The organism is Levilactobacillus yonginensis (genome assembly GCF_964065165.1).
Lineage (GTDB): Bacteria > Bacillota > Bacilli > Lactobacillales > Lactobacillaceae > Levilactobacillus > Levilactobacillus yonginensis_A.
On sequence record NZ_OZ061549.1, the window covers coordinates 1,142,550 to 1,160,951 of the forward strand.

At 47.0% G+C, this 18,402-nt stretch carries 17 protein-coding genes and 2 pseudogenes; 8 read left to right on the forward strand and 11 right to left on the reverse strand.

The window, feature by feature from the left end:
• Positions 1-19: 19 nt before the first annotated feature.
• The 4 genes from AB3Y94_RS05615 to AB3Y94_RS05630 form a co-directional block, all read right to left on the reverse strand.
• Entirely contained in the window at positions 20-1,276 is a 1,257-nt protein-coding gene (locus AB3Y94_RS05615; protein ID WP_367295371.1) for a hypothetical protein, read from the reverse strand.
• A 248-nt stretch (positions 1,277-1,524) separates the two neighbouring features.
• Positions 1,525-2,235, reverse strand: a complete 711-nt coding sequence (gene budA / locus AB3Y94_RS05620) for an acetolactate decarboxylase (RefSeq protein ID WP_367295372.1) — start codon at positions 2,233-2,235, stop codon at positions 1,525-1,527.
• 13 nt (positions 2,236-2,248) lie between these two features.
• Positions 2,249-3,925 (reverse strand): acetolactate synthase AlsS, encoded by a 1,677-nt coding sequence (alsS, locus tag AB3Y94_RS05625; protein ID WP_367295373.1) that lies wholly within the window; start codon positions 3,923-3,925, stop codon positions 2,249-2,251.
• 56 nt (positions 3,926-3,981) lie between these two features.
• Positions 3,982-4,757, reverse strand: a protein-coding gene (locus AB3Y94_RS05630; protein ID WP_367295374.1) for an IS5-like element ISLpl3 family transposase whose coding sequence is annotated in 2 segments (ribosomal slippage) — positions 3,982-4,433 and positions 4,433-4,757 — 777 coding nt in all. Because the reading frame shifts where the segments join, the coding sequence is not laid out codon by codon here.
• A 162-nt stretch (positions 4,758-4,919) separates the two neighbouring features.
• On the opposite strand from AB3Y94_RS05630, the gene AB3Y94_RS05635 reads away from it, so the two are divergent.
• Positions 4,920-5,339 carry a MarR family winged helix-turn-helix transcriptional regulator gene (locus AB3Y94_RS05635; protein ID WP_125694056.1) on the forward strand — a complete coding sequence of 140 codons (420 nt, stop codon included), beginning with the start codon at positions 4,920-4,922 and terminating at the stop codon, positions 5,337-5,339.
• 436 nt (positions 5,340-5,775) lie between these two features.
• On the opposite strand, the gene AB3Y94_RS05640 is transcribed toward AB3Y94_RS05635, so the two are convergent.
• The 3 genes from AB3Y94_RS05640 to AB3Y94_RS05650 form a co-directional block, all read right to left on the reverse strand.
• Positions 5,776-7,383 (reverse strand): CTP synthase, encoded by a 1,608-nt coding sequence (locus AB3Y94_RS05640; RefSeq protein ID WP_367295375.1) that lies wholly within the window; start codon positions 7,381-7,383, stop codon positions 5,776-5,778.
• Between the two features lie 171 nt (positions 7,384-7,554).
• Entirely contained in the window at positions 7,555-8,217 is a 663-nt protein-coding gene (gene rpoE, locus AB3Y94_RS05645) for a DNA-directed RNA polymerase subunit delta (RefSeq protein WP_367295376.1), read from the reverse strand.
• Between the two features lie 44 nt (positions 8,218-8,261).
• A complete protein-coding gene (locus tag AB3Y94_RS05650; RefSeq protein ID WP_367295377.1) occupies positions 8,262-8,702 on the reverse strand; it encodes a DUF1934 domain-containing protein in 441 nt (146 codons plus the stop codon).
• 326 nt (positions 8,703-9,028) lie between these two features.
• On the opposite strand from AB3Y94_RS05650, the gene AB3Y94_RS05655 reads away from it, so the two are divergent.
• The 4 genes from AB3Y94_RS05655 to AB3Y94_RS05670 all read left to right on the forward strand — a co-directional run bounded on the left by AB3Y94_RS05655 (position 9,029) and on the right by AB3Y94_RS05670 (position 12,755).
• Positions 9,029-9,859: a lipoate--protein ligase family protein gene (locus AB3Y94_RS05655; RefSeq protein WP_367295378.1), complete on the forward strand. Its 831-nt coding sequence runs from the start codon at positions 9,029-9,031 to the stop codon at positions 9,857-9,859.
• Positions 9,860-9,879: 20 nt separating this feature from the next.
• A complete protein-coding gene (locus tag AB3Y94_RS05660; RefSeq protein ID WP_367295379.1) occupies positions 9,880-11,244 on the forward strand; it encodes an HD domain-containing protein in 1,365 nt (454 codons plus the stop codon).
• Positions 11,245-11,248: 4 nt separating this feature from the next.
• The gene (gene yidA / locus AB3Y94_RS05665) at positions 11,249-12,058 is read left to right on the forward strand and encodes a sugar-phosphatase (RefSeq protein WP_125694066.1); all 810 of its coding nucleotides are present in this window, start codon (positions 11,249-11,251) and stop codon (positions 12,056-12,058) included.
• Positions 12,059-12,338: 280 nt separating this feature from the next.
• Positions 12,339-12,755, forward strand: coding sequence for a MerR family transcriptional regulator (locus AB3Y94_RS05670; protein WP_125684068.1), 417 nt, complete (start codon positions 12,339-12,341; stop codon positions 12,753-12,755).
• A 299-nt stretch (positions 12,756-13,054) separates the two neighbouring features.
• Here the strand turns inward: AB3Y94_RS05670 and AB3Y94_RS05675 are convergent, their stop codons facing one another.
• Positions 13,055-13,426, reverse strand: a complete 372-nt coding sequence (locus tag AB3Y94_RS05675; RefSeq protein WP_367295380.1) for a hypothetical protein — start codon at positions 13,424-13,426, stop codon at positions 13,055-13,057.
• A 151-nt stretch (positions 13,427-13,577) separates the two neighbouring features.
• Between AB3Y94_RS05675 and AB3Y94_RS05680 the strand changes: the two are divergent.
• The 3 genes and pseudogenes from AB3Y94_RS05680 to AB3Y94_RS05690 all read left to right on the forward strand — a co-directional run.
• Positions 13,578-14,372, forward strand: a pseudogene (locus AB3Y94_RS05680) (IS256 family transposase); the annotation flags it as partial.
• A 68-nt stretch (positions 14,373-14,440) separates the two neighbouring features.
• A protein-coding gene (locus AB3Y94_RS05685) for an IS5 family transposase (RefSeq protein WP_097558290.1) occupies positions 14,441-15,240 on the forward strand; the annotation gives its coding sequence in 2 pieces (ribosomal slippage) (positions 14,441-14,711 and positions 14,711-15,240; 801 coding nt in all).
• A gap of 18 nt (positions 15,241-15,258) precedes the next feature.
• Positions 15,259-15,633: pseudogene (locus AB3Y94_RS05690) on the forward strand (transposase); the annotation flags it as partial.
• On the opposite strand, the gene AB3Y94_RS05695 reads toward AB3Y94_RS05690, so the two are convergent.
• The 3 genes from AB3Y94_RS05695 to AB3Y94_RS05705 form a co-directional block, all read right to left on the reverse strand.
• On the reverse strand, positions 15,630-16,157 hold the full coding sequence (locus AB3Y94_RS05695; RefSeq protein ID WP_367295381.1) for a hypothetical protein: 528 nt from the start codon (positions 16,155-16,157) through the stop codon (positions 15,630-15,632). The pseudogene AB3Y94_RS05690 and the gene AB3Y94_RS05695 overlap by 4 nt on opposite strands.
• Before the next feature lie 633 nt (positions 16,158-16,790).
• Complete coding sequence (locus tag AB3Y94_RS05700) at positions 16,791-17,138, reverse strand: DUF3899 domain-containing protein (RefSeq protein ID WP_367295382.1); 348 nt, start codon at positions 17,136-17,138, stop codon at positions 16,791-16,793.
• A gap of 201 nt (positions 17,139-17,339) precedes the next feature.
• A complete protein-coding gene (locus AB3Y94_RS05705; protein WP_125684175.1) occupies positions 17,340-18,320 on the reverse strand; it encodes a ribose-phosphate diphosphokinase in 981 nt (326 codons plus the stop codon).
• Between the last annotated feature and the right edge of the window lie 82 nt (positions 18,321-18,402).

Below are 18,402 nucleotides of genomic sequence, written 5' to 3' on the forward strand. Positions count from 1 at the left end.
TCAGCTTAATCCTTGAAAATTATTCGCCGTATTGCGTTGAAACGACTTTGTATTTCCCTGTAACTATATCTTGTTTCATCAATTCTCCCTTAGCATTAATTTCGTAAGATGCCACTCTGGGAGAGACATCGGGAGATGCACCAGCCTCTTGCATCCGTCTGGTTGAATGGTTTTCATGAACCTCAATATCTAAATTGCCTTTTTTATTCATATCTTGTAAAAATAAATAGTCGCTCTGTGCAAATTTATCTGGATTGCCCTTAAGATCATCCTTTAACATATTCGTCCAAATCCAATCATTCACCTGAGCCGTTGTTAAGTTACTAGTATCCACACTGCCACTCGTAGCGGTGGTGGAGGATCTGGAGTTGTCAGTACCGTTGTCACTAGAGCTACTAGATTCACCGTCCACTACTGGCGTATCCTTGGTTGATTTTCGGGTCATTACCGGAGTATCACCCAACGTATCAATCAATTTCAACCGCTTACCAGTCAGGTTGACTCGATAAACATCTGGGGCTACTTTTCGACCAGTCCAGTATGACTTCAGCAGGTAATCCCCACCAGTCAACTTTTTGTAAGACACATTCGAATTGGCACCCCAACCAGCACCATCACCGACCTTATTCCCTTGCTGATCATAACTATTATTCAAGCCATCGAGAGTCGTCTCGAGAATATAAAAATAGGTCTTTTCTTTAGGCGCCTGTTTATCTACCGAGGAACTGCGACCGTTCAGCTTCCCGCCTAACTTCAATCGCTTGGCATCATAAATACCAGTCTCCCAAGTCCCTTTTAATTCTGAAGGAACGCCCTTCTTCCAGGCCGTTCCATCATCACCAATAATAAAGTTTCGACTTAATTGAGGCGTGCTGCTTTTAAGACTGTAAGATTGCAGCCCACCATCCAGCCACGACAAGGTCAACGCCATCTTCTGACCATTATTCCGCTTAATCGTCAGCCTCTGGTCAGAATCTTTCTTCTGGCTCTTCGTTACGATTCCCTTAACAATCGTCTTGCCCCTGGTAGTCAACGCCCACCGCCAGTGGTTTTGGTGATAGTAAAACCGCGAATAGGTCACTTGGTGATTACTCTGCGTACCGGCATCCTCCGCCGCTTTTTGGCTAGCTGGCTTCAATGCCGTCGTCAACTTGGACGGTTGGGGCTGATCAGCCAGCTTCGTTTCCGACTGGCTAGCATTCTGTTTAGCATGGCAACCGCTCACGACCACCATGGCTAGCAATGCTAACCCCACTAATCTGACCTTGGTTTTCATTGTCATTCTCCTTTATATTTTGGCAAAATAAAAACGGCCTGTCTGCCCCAATAACACGATGAACAAGGTCTATCTACCAACTGTCATTATGTACTGTGCCATTAATCAAAAATAGCCACCGCTTACACTGTAAGCATACACCCACGACTGCAAAAAACGTAGTGCCATTTTATCCTAAAAAAGTGTCGCATTAATGCCCAGTAATCCTGAGAAATAATGCGACACTGTTTGAATTAATGATTATTGGTTTACCCTTCAGCTTGATGGACGTCTTCCTTGATATTATCTTCAGCAAAGTCGTGAGCGCGGTAGTCCGGATCATCAATCGGTAAGTGCTGTTCCAACGTACTGAACGGTTGAACATTGACCTCGCCAGTCACCGTTTCAAAGTCCAGCAAGTGGCCACCAAAGCTCCGATCATCTGCCAGGAAGTGGTGATGAAAACCGCCGACGGCAATGCCATCAAATAACTGCGGTGAATAGTAGCCGATCAAAGTTCCCTGAACGCTATCCCGAGTGAAAACACTCTGGTTCTTAGCAGTTTCTGCCAAGGACTGATAAGGCTGGCTCGACTTTGCCACGGCCCGGGTCTTCACGTTGGTAAAGGTTCCCGTTGCCTTGACCGAGAAGAACGCATTATCCAGCTTGCTTAGCGCTAGGATCTGTTGATTAAACGCGGTTTTGCTGGCATTTTCCACCGTCATTAGGGGTTGGTAGTCGGCAAAGTGACTGTTTGCAAATGGCAATGTAAAGTCGTCACCGACGACCTTCACCTCGCCACGACTATTGACCTGATAGGGTTGACCCTCTAAAATAATCAACTCACCATCCAGGCCTTCACCAGTTCCAATGCCAGTGTCCCCGTGTTGAAGTAATTCCTTCATCGTAAGGGTTCCGGTCAAAAGGCCCGGGACCAACAGGGCTAACGTCCCATGTTGAAATAATTTTGTCGTATCCATTCCGCATGCTCCTTTAGTTTAAAACATCTTTCAAAAGTAAGGACTTCAATTTAAGATTATCACGGTAGTCAACCGGAATCTGAATCACGATTGGTCCGTCAGTGTGCATCGCCTTAGCCAGCGTACCCACTAAATCAGCGGCATGGTCAACGCGCACGCCCTTGGCACCAAAACTCTCAGCGTATTTTACGTAATCAACGGGACCGAAATCAACGCCGGCATCGTGACCGTACTTCGCGATTTCCTGGAACCGCACCATGTCATAGTGTCCATCATCCCAAATGAGTTGTACAATAGGTATCTTCAAGCGAACGGCCGTTTCTAATTCCTGACCAGAAAAGAGGAAGCCACCGTCACCCGCAACGGAGACGACGAGTTGACCCGGTCGTTCAAGCGCGGCCGCAATGGCCCACGGTAACGCCACCCCTAACGTCTGCATACCGTTACTGAAGAGTAAATGCCGGGGTTGATAGCTTCGGAAATATCGGGCCAGCCAAATATAAAAGCTACCGACGTCAGCGGTGACCGTGGTGTCATCATCCACAGCGGCCTGTAATGCCTTGATAATGGCTAACGGATGGATGCCATGGGCGTCGTCTGCTGCTGGTACTTCCGTCTGATCAGTGAATTTTTGCCAAAGTTCGGTCAGTTCAGTCTGAACTTCCGGTGCCAACTTCCAATCACTAGGCAGCTTAGTCGCAATGGCATCGAGGGTCTTGGCAACGTCAGCGTGCACCACCATTTCTGGCTGGTAATCGGTTGTGATCTCTGGCACCACGCTATCCAAACTGATGACTTCACCAGTCCGGTCGGTATTCCAGATCCGCGCTTCATATTCCACGGGATCGTAGCCCACAGTAATCACTAGGTCACTACGTTTCAGCAAGTTGTCTCCCACTTGATTCCGAAATAAACCGACTCGTCCAAAGTAGTTGGCAACCAGATCACGCGACACCACGCCGGCTCCCTGGAACGTCTCAACAACTGGTAAATCTACCCGTCTCAGTAAGTCCCGAATGGCTGCCGTCACATCGTTGGCTGAAGCACGCATCCCAGCCAAGATAACCGGCAACTTTGCGGCCTGAATCTTAGTCACGATACTAGCTACGGTAGCTTCATCAGCAACCCCCTGATTAACCACTGGTACCGCGCCAATTTCTGGACGGGTCACTGCATCATCTAACACGTTTTGCGGGAGTGACACGAAGGTTGCACCCGCCTTTGGGGCAACGGCCGTCTGATAGGCATTGGCAAACGTTTCAGACAGGCTGTCAGCGTTTTGAACTTCCACACTAGACTTCGTGGCCGCATCCATCAATTCCTTGCTGGGAATACTTTGATGAGTCAATCGAGCTAAATCATCTTGCGGCACCTGGCCACCTAGGGCGATAACGGGATCCCCTTCGGCCGTCGCCGTAATCAAACTAGTCGTCAGGTTGGAGACACCCGGACCAGAGGTAGTGGCCACCACACCAGGCTTGCCGGTCAAACGACCAATTCCCGCAGCAATCAGTGCGGCGTTTTGTTCGTGACGGGTGACAACTAGTTTAGGAGTCCGTGGATCTTTGCTATACTGGAGTCCCTCAAACAATTGATCGACCTTCGCACCTGGAATCCCAAAAACGTACTTGATTCCTTGATTGATCATGCTTTGGATTAGGGCTTGCGCGCCCGTCTTCGTGTCTGTCATGAAGATTACCTCACTTTTTTATAATTTCTTCTATTCTACTAGGGTCCGTCTGAAAACTACTTAAGTAAGATGCAAATTGAGGCAATGTAGACCGTAGCCAGATAAACATGAGCGAGCTTATCATAACGCGTTGCAATCCTACGAAAGTTCTTCAACTGATTGAAGAAGTTCTCAATCAAATGGCGCTCACAATAAACGTGGTAATCACAGGTCCACTTGTCTTTGGTATTTTCCTTTGGCGGAATGGTATAGACGCCTGCTTTATCTTCAATATACTGGCGAAGTTTCGCGGTGCCATAGGCTTTATCCGCGATAATATTTGATTGAGAAATATCGAAGCCTTCCAGCAACTCACTGGCAACTTGGCTATCATGTACTTGACCACCTGTTAGGCGAAAACCCAAGGGATTCCCTAATCCGTCAACGAGTGCGTGAATCTTGGTCGTTCGGCCACCTCGACTTAGTCCAATAGCTTGATTTTCGACCATACATTCGGCGTTTTTTTTACCCCAGTGGCCTTTTGATGCGCTCGAACGATCGTTGAATCTAAGCTCAAGTTTTCCATGTCGGGATCTTCAATCAATTCGAGAAAAACCTGTTCGAACAAGCCTGAACTTACCCAGGCTCGGAAGCGGCTATACACCGTTTTCCAAGAGCCATAGCGTTCAGGTAGATCACGCCAAGGAGCCCCGCTGCGCATGAGCCAGAGGATAGCATTGAGGGCGGTACGGTTGTCTAGGCTTGATGGACGGCCAGTCCGGTATGGTGGGAAGTATCCTTTGATTCGGTCCCACTGAGCATCTTCCAGTTCGTATCGTTTAGGTGTTGTCATCGGAATGCCTCGATTCGTTTTTCCTCAGATTATACCTGAATTTTTAGTTTTCAGACAGTCCCTAATTAAATTAAAAATCCGTTCGTGTTGACAAGTCAACATAGAACTATGATAATCAGGTTGTGTTGTTTTGTCAACACATCATTTCGAAAGGAGTTTCACATGAAAGACTTAGGCTACCTGGCTCAGGACATTTCCATCCTGCACCGTAAATATTATAAAGATACACGGGAAGCGTTCGCCGAACTGGGGCTGAACCCAACCGCAGCCTGCGTGTTGCTCACGATTCACGAACAGCCCGGTATTAATCAGAACCAGGTGGCCAAATCACTGGTCATCGACAAGGGATTGACCACTAGAGAGGTCAATAAACTCCAAAACTTAACCTACCTGACTAAGACCGCCGGGGCCGGTAAAGCCCAGTTGCTCTCACTGACCGCCACGGGTGAAACCGTGGTTGACCAGGTACAAACTATTCGTCGGAGCTGGTGGCAGGCCCGGTTCGATGAAACCGGCATCGATGCACAAAGTCCCCTGATTCCCGCCATCGAAGCCGCTGTAGCTAGTATTGTTGAAAAATAACTAGTGTTGGCACTGGCCGCCTGCGGCTGGTGGGGGGGGGCACGCTGTGGGGCAACCCCTGAAGCCTCGAAAAAAGCACGAGTCTTCAGGGCGACTGGGAACCCCACCCAACCCGTGGGTTTCCCAGTGCGGCCCATGTCGTAAGCCGGGAAAATACCCCGACTAACGACATCGACACTGCGTGCCCCCCCACCAGCCTCCGGCTTTAGATTGACGTTTTTCAACCTAGATCATGGTCACAACTATTTTACAAGTCAGCCATCATGGACCACCAAATTCTAAATTAGTATTTCTACTGAGCTTGCCTGATAAAGTAAAGTTTACAAATTTAAATTAATATATCTGAACTACAGACAAAAAGAAGCCCCACCACCAAGCGTTTTATCAACGCTTGGTGGCGGGGCTTCCTCAATTTCATAATTAAGTCATTTAAAACTTAGTCCTTAACTTCCTTGCTAGCAGCGGCAATGAAGTCACGGAACAAGCCTTCTGGCCGCTCTGGCCGTGATAAGAATTCCGGATGGTATTGGGCTGCCACAAAGAACTTCTTTTCTGGTAATTCAATGACTTCAACCAAATGGTCGTCAGGAGAAGTCCCAGAGAAGACCAATCCCTTGGCAATCATTTCGTCGCGGTATTGGTTGTTGAATTCATAACGGTGACGGTGACGTTCTTCCACCATCGCCTGGTTATCGTAAGCTGCAGCGGCCTTGGAACCTGGCTTCAACTTGCAAGGGTATAAGCCCAAACGTTGGGTTCCCCCCATTTCATGGACGTCCGTCTGGTCAGCCATCAGGTCAATGATCTTGTGGCTAGTCTCAGGGTCCATTTCCGTTGAGTTGGCGTCCTTGTAACCCAGAACGTCGCGAGCAAATTCAATGCTGGCCATCTGCATCCCCAAGCAAATTCCCAGATAAGGAATGTCTTGTTCCCGCACGTACTTGATGGCAGTAATCATGCCCTCAATTCCGCGGTCGCCGAAACCACCAGGAACCACGACACCATCAACGTCGCCTAAGATATCAGCGACCGTATCTTTCGTAATCTTTTCAGCGTCAATCATCTGTAAGTCAATGTTGGCGTCAACCGGGTAACCGGCATGTTGTAAAGCTTCCGCCACGGAAATGTACGCATCATGTAAGCCAACGTACTTACCCACTAACGCAATCTTGATGGTCCGTGTCAGGTTTTGCATGTGGTCCACCATTGCCGCCCACTTCGTCATGTCAGCCTTGGGTGCTTCCACCTTGAAGTGATCTAAGACGATTTGGTCTAAACCTTGTTTCTGTAACAATAATGGAATTGAGTAAATTGTTGGGACATCCATCGATTCAATAACCGCTGAAGGTTGTACGTCACAGAACAGGGCAATCTTACGACGCATGTCATCCGTAATATGAGCTTCCGTCCGGACTACCAAAATATTGGGTTGAATTCCGATACTCCGTAGTTCACGCACAGAATGTTGCGTTGGCTTCGTCTTCATTTCGTGTGCGGCGTGCAGGGTTGGTACCAAAGTCGTGTGAATGTAAACCACATTTTCGTCACCAACTTCGGACTTCATCTGACGAATTGCTTCTAGGAACGGCTGTGATTCAATATCACCAACGGTCCCACCAATTTCGGTAATCACAAAGTCTGCGCCCAACGTCTTGCCGGCTCGCATAATCTTTTCTTTAATCATCCCGGTGATATGAGGGATCACTTGCACAGTTGCTCCCAGGTAGTCACCGCGACGTTCCTTCTCCAAAACTTCAGAGTAAATCTTACCAGTCGTCACGTTGGAATATTTGTTCAGATTGTTGTCAATGAAACGTTCGTAATGACCCAAGTCCAAATCCGTTTCGGTCCCATCGTCGGTCACGAAGACTTCCCCATGTTGATAAGGATTCATCGTACCGGGATCCACGTTAATGTACGGATCGAATTTCTGAATGGTTACGTTTAAACCACGGTTCTTTAAAAGCCGTCCTAGGGAAGCGGCAACAATCCCCTTACCTAGTGATGAAACCACGCCGCCAGTCACAAAAATATATTTGGTCATGTGCAAACTCCTTGTAAGATTATTTAGGGTCGGTTGGAAAACCATAAAAAAAGCTCCCTATTCCTAGCGAATAGGGAGCTTACCGTCCAGTTGTCCTCACTAACAAGTAGCAAGGAGCCCAAAAAATATGATACCTGCTTTTGGGGAGGAGGTCAAGCGAACTTAGAAAATTTATTTCTGTTGATCGTCGTCATCTTCATTATCATCATCGGCTTCGTCATCGTCAGCGGAGAAGTCGAGACTTTCGTCGTCATCGTCGTCCGGCGTTTCCATTTGGGAAAGTTGGTCTTCGATACCGTCCGGAATATCTTCCGAACCGTCTTCTTCGTCATCGTCGTCGATACCCAATCCAGTCTGGAGCTTGCCCAGGTCTGGCGTTGAGCCGCTGGTGGTGTCATCATCGTCATCGTCGTCATCAGCATAAGTGCTGTTGTCGTCGTCTTCGGGATCATCATCATCGTAGTCGATCACATCATCGTCATCGGTCGTGTCAGCTAAGAAGGCGTTAACCTTCTTACGCTTCTTACGCTTAGGTTGATCTTCGTCTTCTTCAGCGTGAACCGTTGCCTCATCGATGGATTCAAACGGATACCAAGTTCGCAGTCCCCAAAGGTTATCACCCAGAGAAATGAAACTACCATCGACATTTAAATCCGTATAGAATTGGGACAGCCGGTCACGAATCTCTTCGTCGCTGTCGCCCAAGTATGATTGGACGGCGTTAGCTAAGTCGGCAAACCCCATCACGTCGCCGTGCTGAGACAAAATGGCGTGAGCAACTTCGATCATTGATAATTCCTTTTTATTCTGGCCCTCAAAGACTTTTAATTCCAAACTGGTGCACGTCCTTTCCACAGTCTACGAAATATGATACTCGTTTATGCCGTAAATTGCAATCGAATCTTGTAGTTACCAACCAATTCTTCTCCCGCATACAGGAGGTAATCAATTTTAACGTTACCGCTGAACGGCCGTTCCTTGAAACTCGTCTCCAAAAATGGCGTAACGGTTTCAATCGGCATAATGCCATAAGGTGTGTTGTACCGGGCTGTAACTCGCTTCCCGCTCACAAAGTGGAGTCGTAACTCTGCTTCAGCATTACGGGTCAAATGCACATCACCCTCGGGCGTGAATTTCATGGTGACTGGTGTCTGTTCCCCGGTCTCATTATTTGGTTCCAGGTAGCGCAGGTAGAGGTTAGTCCCCATCTGAACCAGCTGACCATCCACATCCAAGCGGTAGTCGGAAACGTCGTCGTTTTGTTTAATGTGCGTTTCCAAGTGAATCATGACGGGCACCCCCGTTGATAACTGATCCATTTGCACACTTCCTTTCCGTGAATTGTCTGTTCTAATTATAGTTCATTTAACTATGAAAACATACTATTTATGCGTTTCTCAACAGGTATAATTTCCCCTTACCGGGCACTTCTCTGGGAGCTGGAACGTGGTGGGCACAACTTGAAGCCTTGGAAAAACCACCAAATCCTCAAGCTCGACCTTATTCTAAGCTGCGGAGTTTCTGTCAGCCGTGACGGAGCTTGTGATTCCTATGTATTTAGTAAGAATGGTCCAGACCATGACGTAGCAAACGTTTTCTAGTATAATGGGACACTGAAGATATTGTACGAAAGAAGGCGGGTTTGATGGTTCCCTTTAACCTCCCCACAGACAAAATTCAGACCGTGACAACGCCGATCCCGGCCAATCAAAAAAATCAGGCGTTTGGTTACACCAATGCTCTACTGGACCTCGTACCACAGCTTCAGACGCCCATTCTGCACTTCTGGACGATGCAGCCCACCGTAATCATGGGACTGAAGGACAAACGGCTACCCCACCTTAGAGACGCAATTAGAGCTGTTCAGGGGCATGGCTACGATGCGGTTCTGCGGAACTCCGGTGGTCTAGCTGTCGTTAGCGATGGTGGCGTCCTCAACGTTTCCCTATTTGCCCCACTCACTACACCCCCACTCAGTGTGGACGCTGCGTACAGCCAAATGATGGCTCTCGTAGCCGCTGCTTGGCCGGAACTAGCCTTGAAACACTATGAAATCACTAATTCCTACTGTCCGGGTGACTTCGACCTTAGCGTCAATGGCCTTAAAATTGCTGGAATTGCCCAACGACGTAGTCCACATGCGTTAGTGACGATGTTGTATCTGGGCGTAAATGGCAATCAAGCCGCCCGTGGTCACCTGGTAAGGGACTTTTATCAAGCTGGCCTAGCAGGCGAAGAAAATGTATGGGATTTCCCTGACGTGGACCCGGCCGTCATGACCACCACCACTGACCTTTTACACCAGTCTATCAGCTTAGCCGATGCTGAAACGCGATTTATCAAGGCATTAACCAATTCAGGAATCACGGTTGGTCACGAATCGTTGACTGCCGCTATGGCAACTTCTGATTTTGCAAATTCCCTAGAACATGCGACCGTTCAGATGGCCCGCCGGCAACCCCGGTTGACCCCATAAAAAGTTAAGGAGGAATCAGTGTGACATACGCCGAAACGCGGTTGCCCCGTGAGAAAGTTTTCCGGGACCCCGTTCACAATTACATTTACGTGCAACATCAAATTATTCTAGACCTCATCAACACCCGGGAGTTCCAGCGGCTTCGCCGGATCAAGCAACTCGGTACGGCTTCGCTGATTTTCCATGGGGCGGAACATTCCCGCTTCACCCACTCGCTCGGGGTCTACGAAATTACTCGCCAAATCTGTGATAATTTCCAACGTAACTACCCGACCAAGACGCCGGGCGATGGTGGTTGGGACGATAACGAACGCTTGACTGCGCTGTGCGCTGCCCTGCTCCACGATATCGGTCACGGACCATACTCGCACACCTTCGAACACATCTTTCACACCGACCACGAAGCCATCACCGTTGAGATTCTGACTTCCCCCGAAACCGAGGTTAACCAAGTCTTACGGCAGGTAAGTCCAACCTTTCCAGCCGAAGTCGCCAGTGTGATTCAAAAAACGTACCCGAATCCACAGGTCGTGCAAATGATTTCCAGTCAAATCGACGCCGATCGAATGGACTACCTCCTACGTGACGCCTACTATACTGGCACACAATATGGAACGTTCGATCTCACCCGGATTCTGCGAGTCATGCGGCCCTACAAGGACGGAATCGCCTTTGCCATGAACGGTATGCATGCGGTGGAAGACTACATCGTCAGTCGATTCCAAATGTATCAACAAGTCTACTTCCACCCGGTATCGCGGGCCATGGAAGTCATCTTAGACCACCTGCTGGGACGAGCTAACGAACTTTATCAGGCCGGGGAAAGTGACGAAAGTTTCATCCCTCACCTCCTCTTACCGTTCTTCAATCACCAGTTCAACCTCCAAGACTACTTGAACTTGGACGACGGCGTACTCACGACCTACTTCATCCATTGGCGCCAGTCACCGGACGAAATTTTGGCCGACCTCGCGCACCGCTTTCTCGATCGCAAACCGCTAAAGAGTGCGGAATACACCGCTGAAACCCAATCCCTGTTGCCCCAACTTCAGGAAATGATTCGCTCCGTTGGCTTTAACACCGACTACTATACTGCTACGGATAATAGCTATGACTTGCCATACGATGACGCCTACGATCCGAAAATGACGTATCCGTTGACCCAGATTGAGCTGCAAGAACCAGATGGCACATTGCTCGAACTTTCGACGGTATCCGACTTGGTCAACGCTATTCGCGGTAAATTCAGCGGGGATCAACGCTTCTTTTTCCCGAAGGAAATGTTGAATCCTGGTGACGACGCACCCGAAATTTTCCAACCAATCTACGACGAATTCGGGAGTTATATTCAAAACAACCAACTCATTCAACCCAAGGAGATTTAACCAGATGACCATCAAATTAATTGCAATCGACATCGACGGTACCCTGCTGAACGAAAAGAACGAACTGGCTCCCGCAACGGTGACTGCCGTTCAAGCCGCCCTCAAGCAAGGCATCAAAGTCGTCCTCTGTACCGGCCGGCCCCTGGCTGGGGTTCAACCCTACCTAGACGCTCTAGGCATTAGTGGCGACGAACAGTATGCCATTACGCTCAACGGCTCAGTGGCTCAAACTGTCTCTGGCAACGTATTGACGTACCACTCACTAAGCTACGATAACTATGTTGATTTAGAAGCTGCTGCCCGGAAACTCCAAATTAATTTCCAGATTGAAACACCCGACTATATCTACACCACCAACAAAAACATCAGTGCCTACACGATTGGTGAAAGTTATCTGGTCAAGATGTTGATTCGGTACCGTGAACCTAGCGAAATGAGCCGCGACTTGACCATTTCTAAAGCCATGTTCGTGGGTGACCCGAAAGAAATCGACCGCATCGTGCCGTTGATTCCACAGGATTTGAAGGACCGGTTCTACGTCGTGCAAAGTGAGCCCTACTTCGTGGAGATCATGAACAAGAACGCCAGCAAGGGAAATACCCTCCACGAGCTGGTCACCAAGCTGGGCCTGACGCCGGCTGACGTCATGGCCTTAGGCGATCAAGGGAACGACTTGACCATGATTAAATACGCCGGCCTAGGTGTCGCCATGGGTAACGCCATCGACGAAGTCAAAGAAGCCGCTCAAGCGGTCACATTGACCAACGCCGAAGATGGTGTAGCCGCGGCCATTCATAAGTACGCATTAGACTAAATCACCTTACTAAGTCATTGAAAATACTATCCCCAAGTGACGAATCCGACTAAACTCGGCGTGACTTTGGATAGTATTTTTTAGCTTGCTTTATAGGAAATTACCAATGCTTTGATTACCCAAAACATTACAAGTGTTATCGACTTACCCGCCAAGCAGATAAGTCGATTTTTTTATAAACCAAACGAACCTCGGTTAAAATTTGGGATTTAACCGCGTTATTTAAACCTTTAGTGGGCGAGCGTGTTATCCTAACGGCAATCAGAGGAGATGATTGATTATGAACATGACTGAATTTGCGGCTAAGGTGGGGTGTAGTCGAGATACGCTGCGGTTTTACGAGAAGGCTGGCTTGCTAGTCCCCGTAAGAACCGCCCGTAACTACCGCCAATACACAGTAAGTGACCTTGCGACTTACCGAATTATTCATAGTTTGAAGCGGGCGGGCCTCCCCCTCGCAGAGATCAAACACATCTTACAGTTGCGTTCGGAAAATGTAAGCGCCACCTGTTGCGCGGATACCTTACGCTTTATCACGGGTAAACACACCCAGTTCATCGACAATCAGCATTTCTACGCCGCCCTCTCAGGACTGACCGATGAAATGGCTGAAGCACTGACTCGTTCCACCCTCTCACACAGTGAGTTAGAAACCATGATTGAACAAATCGGCGAATTAGATGACCAGGTCATCTAAAATTTGGACCGGATGAGGCAAATTGACATGAAGCAAACCTAGTTTCGGGGTGCCCGTTGGTTGGTACCTCGATTTTTTTGTCGCCAATTTAGTTCAACGGTAAGTACCTAATAGCTAACCGTCTATGATTGGCGGTAAACCCCCGATATGATAACGTCATCAAGATTTTTGTTAAAGAAAAGTGGTGTTAATTACCACGAACCGGCAATTAACACCACTTACTACTTCAGATTTTAGAGTTTGACCCCAGACCCATTCTTTGATGTATTAATTATTTTCTGGCTATAACCATTGGGTAATTACTTCACTCTCTGGGCAATAGCAAAAGCATAGAACTTAACGGTAAGGGGAGCATTATCTTTAACCTTATTGCCAGTTGTATTTTCGGCAATATTCAGCCCAATTTGATAGTTCTTCAAACGTTTTAGCTTTGCAGTTGTTAATCCGTAGTCTTTTGCTAGGATACGCTTAACTTTTTTAACTCGGGTAGCAGTTGCGACATTATTGCTCTGCTTTAAATAAGCAGTAACTTTAGGGAAATATGTAATATGCGTGTAGTTTTTTGTCTTTAGAGAGCTAGATTTAATACCGGAAATCGCCGGGTCTTCATCGGACATAGTTTCCGCAACTTTATAAGCAGCAATATTAGTTAAATCTAAGTTTAACTTCATATTGGGCAATGCTTTGACTAAAGCTTTAGTAATTCTTGGGTGTTTAAATAATTATGTGTAAATAGAAAAATAAGCAATTGAAAAGGGAAAGCCTCTCCCTTATGATAGTTAGCAACCACACTCACTTCATAGGACATAGGAGGCTTTCCCCATGACTCAGTTTAACAAAGAAATTATGGCAGCACTAGCACAAAAGCAAGATTTAGATGAAGTTTTTCGGCAACATTTGGAAACGGCCATCAATGATTTAATGCACGAGGAACTTTCGTCGTTCCTCGGTTATGAGCCTTATGATCGCCAAGGTTTTAACAGCGGCAATTCACGCAATGGGCATTATCTGCGGACCTTTAAGACTAAGTATGGAGAATTAAATTTGGAGATTCCACGCGATCGAAATGGTATTTTTAATACGAAAACTATCCCGAGCTATCAACGACAAACGGATGGCTTAGAGGCTACTGTTGTCCAGCTCTACGAAAAAGGGATTACCACTAGTGAGATTGCGGATTTGATTGAGAAAATGTATGGGGCTCATTACACATCACAAACGGTTTCGAACCTCACGAAGGTCGTTGACCAACAGGTCAACGCCTTCAAAACGCGTCCTCTAGCGAGCCGATACGCAGTCATTTATGTGGACGCAACATACTTACCACTTCGCCGGGACTCAGTGGCTAAAGAAGCCGTGCATATCGCCATTGGCATTCGACCAAATGGAATGAAAGAGGTCCTAGCATACCAAGTCGCTCCAACTGAATCCAGTACCGTTTGGGAAGAGCTTCTCGTGGACATCCAGCAGCGTGGTGTAAAGGAAGTCCTCTTATTCGTGGCCGATGGCTTAGTCGGCCTTACCAACACAATTGGTGACCACTTCCCTAAGGCTAAGCTCCAGCAGTGCCTGATCCACGTCAGTCGGAACATTGAAGCTCACGTTCGAACTAAGAACGTGTTTGGATACTTTGACATTCGATTTGATTTTAGTTAAATTAGATCAAAAACAGGAGTTTTTAATCCATGAAAAGCTTTGCACACCATTATAGTAGCGACATCTCTCGTGAACAATTTGAACTAATCCGGACAGATCTAGAAGGCATACGTAAGCGGACTAAGCCAAGAAAGGTTGATTTATATGATATCTTTTGTGCCCTGCTTTATACCTTGAAAAATGGGTGCGTTTGGCGCGATTTACCCAGCGATTTTCCTAAATGGGAAACCGTCTATTATTACTGGTTACTTTGGACTAAAACGCCATCTCCTGCTGGTATCACTCCTCTGGATAAGGTTTTAAAAAAATTGTCAGCCAACATCGGTTGGCTCAGAAGCGTTCAGTTTATACATCGTTCGTCATTCTAGATGCTCAAAGTGTCAAGAATACCGATCCTGCTGAAAGTAGCGGCTACGATGGTGGTAAAAAGGTGAGTGGGATTAAGCGCCATCTTGCTGTAGATATCAATGGGCTGCCGATGGCAGTCCATGTGACAACCGCCAATGTTTCTGAGCGTGATGGCGCCAATGCGCTACTGGCGTTAAACAAATCACAGTTTGACCTGGTTCAACGAGTAATGGCCGATGGTGGTTATACTGGTAACAACTTTGCTCAATCAGTTCAGGCAATGATTAACGCTGAAGTCATTATTGCTAAACAGAGTGACCTTAGGCACGGTCAAGTGACCCCGCAACGCTGGGTTATCGAACGCAGTTTTAGCTGGCTAGGAAAATATCGGCGCCTCTGGCGCAATTGTGAGCGAAAGCTGAACACCAGTAAGATGATGATTAGCTTAGCCTTCCTGCGAATACTCTTGAAAAGATTCTAAACACGTTCTAAGGACCGACAAGAGGTTCTTAACGACTTCAAACTGATCCATCAAGCAGCTACCATGGACGACGCAAAACAAGCCTTAGCTGACTTCATAGACAAGTGGCAAAAGACGTATCCAAAAGTAACGAACAAGCTAGAAGATAATCTTCATCTCTTGACCTGTTTCACGTTTCCAGCTGCGATACGCAGTAGCATCTACAGCACAAATCTCATTGAATCGTTCAACAAGAAGCTAAAACGACAGACAAAGAAGAAAGAACAATTTCCAAATGAACCAGCGCTAGAACGAGTTCTGGTCACAGTTATTCGTGACTACAACGGCCAAAATTTTGAGCGAACGCATCGAGGTTTTAAGCAAATTCAGGACACGTTAGAATCCATGTATTAGAAACTAGCTAATGGGAGAGGACTTCCATTTACACAAAAAATTTGACACTCCCTAATTCTTTGTGATTTAGAGTATTTAATGTAATTGGCATAGTCTGTGTTGTTATAAAATAGTTCTATTGGAACATAACGCCGCTTGAGCTGATCCATTGCTAATCCTTTGGTTAAGTATCCACGCCAAACATAGCCAAGCGTTTCTTTAGGATGCTTCTTGGTGCCATCAGCACTTACATAATAATAGACGGCTTTTGTATTGCCGTGTTTAAGAACCGCAATTGAAGTACGTGAGAACGTCGCGTTGGGACGATCGGTCAAATAACCGTATCTTTTAGTGTGCTTCTTATTCCAAAGGGCAACCTTTTTATTAGGGTACTTGGCCCGAAAACAAATTGGTGTGACAATGCGCCAATTTTCTGAAACTACAGTGTACTTTGTCGCAGCTTGAGCTGGTTGGAAAGATAGCAGACATAACACAGTGCCAAGTGCGACACCCAAAACAATACCTAGTCCCCTTCTTAATTTCATAGCATTCACTCCTCTTACTTGAGTCTACCATAAATTGGAGACGATTTAAGACAATGTCCGATGGCTAGGCTAAGACAGATAGATCCGGACAATCTGCTATATCAAGGGATTAGACGGTGTAATTTTGCGATTCATATCCAAGATAGCGGTCCTCTCACCACTTTTAAGTTGGATTGTTTTTTTCCGGTAGGGAACTTAATTCTACACTGAACTCCCAACTCCCTTCGTGAATCCGGACCAGTCTTTGCGGTGTCGACTAAAACGAATTGACTTCATTGCTAAGCAGTTACCCATTTGGTTAAAGGCACCGCCAGGTTCTGTTATTGGTAATTATATAATACCAACGCTCGTTAGGTTCACTGTAGATGAGTGAGCAAAGTATGCGTCAGTGGACAAAACGTCTAAGCTAATTAGACGGTTCACCTTTAGCAGAATGTCACCGATGTTTCGTGCTTCTTAGTGACAGATATGATTGTAATTAGGAAAAACATATCCGTAGGTACTAACGCTCAACGACGTCACTACTCATAAACTACGTAAAAACTGACAGGCTTCACGCCATTCATTGAAAATTTTTGTCAAAATAAAAAGCGACGCTATTTTTCAACGGTCCGTCGCCAGATTCAGGTAAGTCTAAATTGTAAATACGATTCCTAAAATAATGTAGCAGATGCCGGTCACTAAACCAAACCGGGCCAAAGGGTTCACCACAATGGGAGAGTTTTTGACACTAGCCACGTGCCGCACACCTATTTTTTCGCCGGGCAACGGATCTTGGCCCTTTTTCCGACGATGTCGCCACCCCGTAAAGAGGTGACCCTTCGCCAACACACAGAGAGCCCCGAAGACCAAGAAAGCTAGTCCCAACATAAAAAGCAGGTTGCCAATCAACATAAATGATTGACCTAAGACTTTCATAATCAACGCAATTAACAGTCCCGCCGCAACGGTCCCCGTTGTAGCTCTTTTCCAGTTTTTCATTGAATCACAGTCCTTTACAGAATCTCATTTGGGCAACTTGATGATGACTAACTTGCTACGTTGCCGATACATGCAGAATGAGGCAGTCAGCTCCGCTTAACCCCGTTAATACTCACCGACTAACCGCCTCATTCTACACTCTAAAATTTATAAAAAAAACTCAAGTCAACGCCCAGCGCTGCTCAAGTTTTTCCTGTCGTTTTATTGTTCGTGACTCCGGAAACGGTTCTTGAACAATGGGCTGACTGGCCGGTTTTCGTTAATCCGCTTGATGGCTTGACCAATCAGTGGACCAACTGAGATTTGTTCAATCTTATCAATTTGCTTATCTGCCGTCAGTTGAATTGAATCAGTGACCACTAATTTCTTAATTGGCGAGTCCTTGATTCGTTCGATGGCGGGGCCAGACAACACGGGGTGGGTACAACTAGCATAAACTTCCGTGGCGCCAGCTTCCATCAACGCCCGGGAACCTAAAGTGATGGTACCGGCCGTATCAATCATATCATCGATCATGATACAACGTTTGCCTTTTACATCCCCAATGATGTTCATGATTTCCGCCACGTTGGCTCTTGGCCGCCGCTTGTCGATAATGGCAATTGGGGCCTTCAAGAATTCAGCTAAGGCCCGTGCCCGCGTCACCCCACCATGGTCGGGTGAAACAACAACGGCGTCTTCTGCTAAACCATTGCTCAAGAAGTAATCCGCCAGCAAAGGCGCACCCATCAAGTGGTCAACGGGAACATCGAAGAATCCTTGGATCTGTGCAGCGTGCAAGTCGAGGGCCAAAACCCGTGTCACACCAGCTGTTTGTAACATGTTGGCGACTAACTTCGCCGTAATCGGTTCACGAGACCGGGCTTTCCGGTCTTGCCGTGCGTAGCCGTAGTACGGAATGACCACGTTGATGGTGGCCGCACTCGCCCGCCGCAGGGCATCAATCATAATCAACAGTTCCATCAAATTGTCGTTGACGGGTGCCGACGTTGATTGAATGACATAAACGTGACTGCCCCGGACACTTTGTTCAATGTTAATCCGAATTTCACCGTCACTAAACCGGTCCACCGAAGTTTTCCCTAATTCAACCCCAACTTCGTTAGCGATTTTTTCCGCCAACGGTTTGTTGGAATTCAACGCAAAGATCTTTAATTTAGGGTCAAAATATTGCGTAGCCATAATTTCCTCCAATAGCAAGTAAGCTGCCTGAATTTACTACAACAATTTTATGCTAACGGGTCGCGAAACACAAGACCTTAGC

Coding starts and splice junctions, on each gene's coding strand:
- AB3Y94_RS05615 (WP_367295371.1), bottom strand. CDS start 1,276: ATGAAAACCAAGGTCAGATTAGTGGGGTTAGCATTGCTAGCCATGGTG.
- budA (WP_367295372.1), bottom strand. CDS start 2,235: ATGGATACGACAAAATTATTTCAACATGGGACGTTAGCCCTGTTGGTC.
- alsS (WP_367295373.1), bottom strand. CDS start 3,925: ATGACAGACACGAAGACGGGCGCGCAAGCCCTAATCCAAAGCATGATC.
- AB3Y94_RS05635 (WP_125694056.1), top strand. CDS start 4,920: ATGAAAGACTTAGGCTACCTGGCTCAGGACATTTCCATCCTGCACCGT.
- AB3Y94_RS05640 (WP_367295375.1), bottom strand. CDS start 7,383: ATGACCAAATATATTTTTGTGACTGGCGGCGTGGTTTCATCACTAGGT.
- AB3Y94_RS05650 (WP_367295377.1), bottom strand. CDS start 8,702: ATGGATCAGTTATCAACGGGGGTGCCCGTCATGATTCACTTGGAAACG.
- AB3Y94_RS05655 (WP_367295378.1), top strand. CDS start 9,029: ATGGTTCCCTTTAACCTCCCCACAGACAAAATTCAGACCGTGACAACG.
- yidA (WP_125694066.1), top strand. CDS start 11,249: ATGACCATCAAATTAATTGCAATCGACATCGACGGTACCCTGCTGAAC.
- AB3Y94_RS05670 (WP_125684068.1), top strand. CDS start 12,339: ATGAACATGACTGAATTTGCGGCTAAGGTGGGGTGTAGTCGAGATACG.
- AB3Y94_RS05675 (WP_367295380.1), bottom strand. CDS start 13,426: ATGAAGTTAAACTTAGATTTAACTAATATTGCTGCTTATAAAGTTGCG.
- AB3Y94_RS05695 (WP_367295381.1), bottom strand. CDS start 16,157: ATGAAATTAAGAAGGGGACTAGGTATTGTTTTGGGTGTCGCACTTGGC.
- AB3Y94_RS05700 (WP_367295382.1), bottom strand. CDS start 17,138: ATGAAAAACTGGAAAAGAGCTACAACGGGGACCGTTGCGGCGGGACTG.
- AB3Y94_RS05705 (WP_125684175.1), bottom strand. CDS start 18,320: ATGGCTACGCAATATTTTGACCCTAAATTAAAGATCTTTGCGTTGAAT.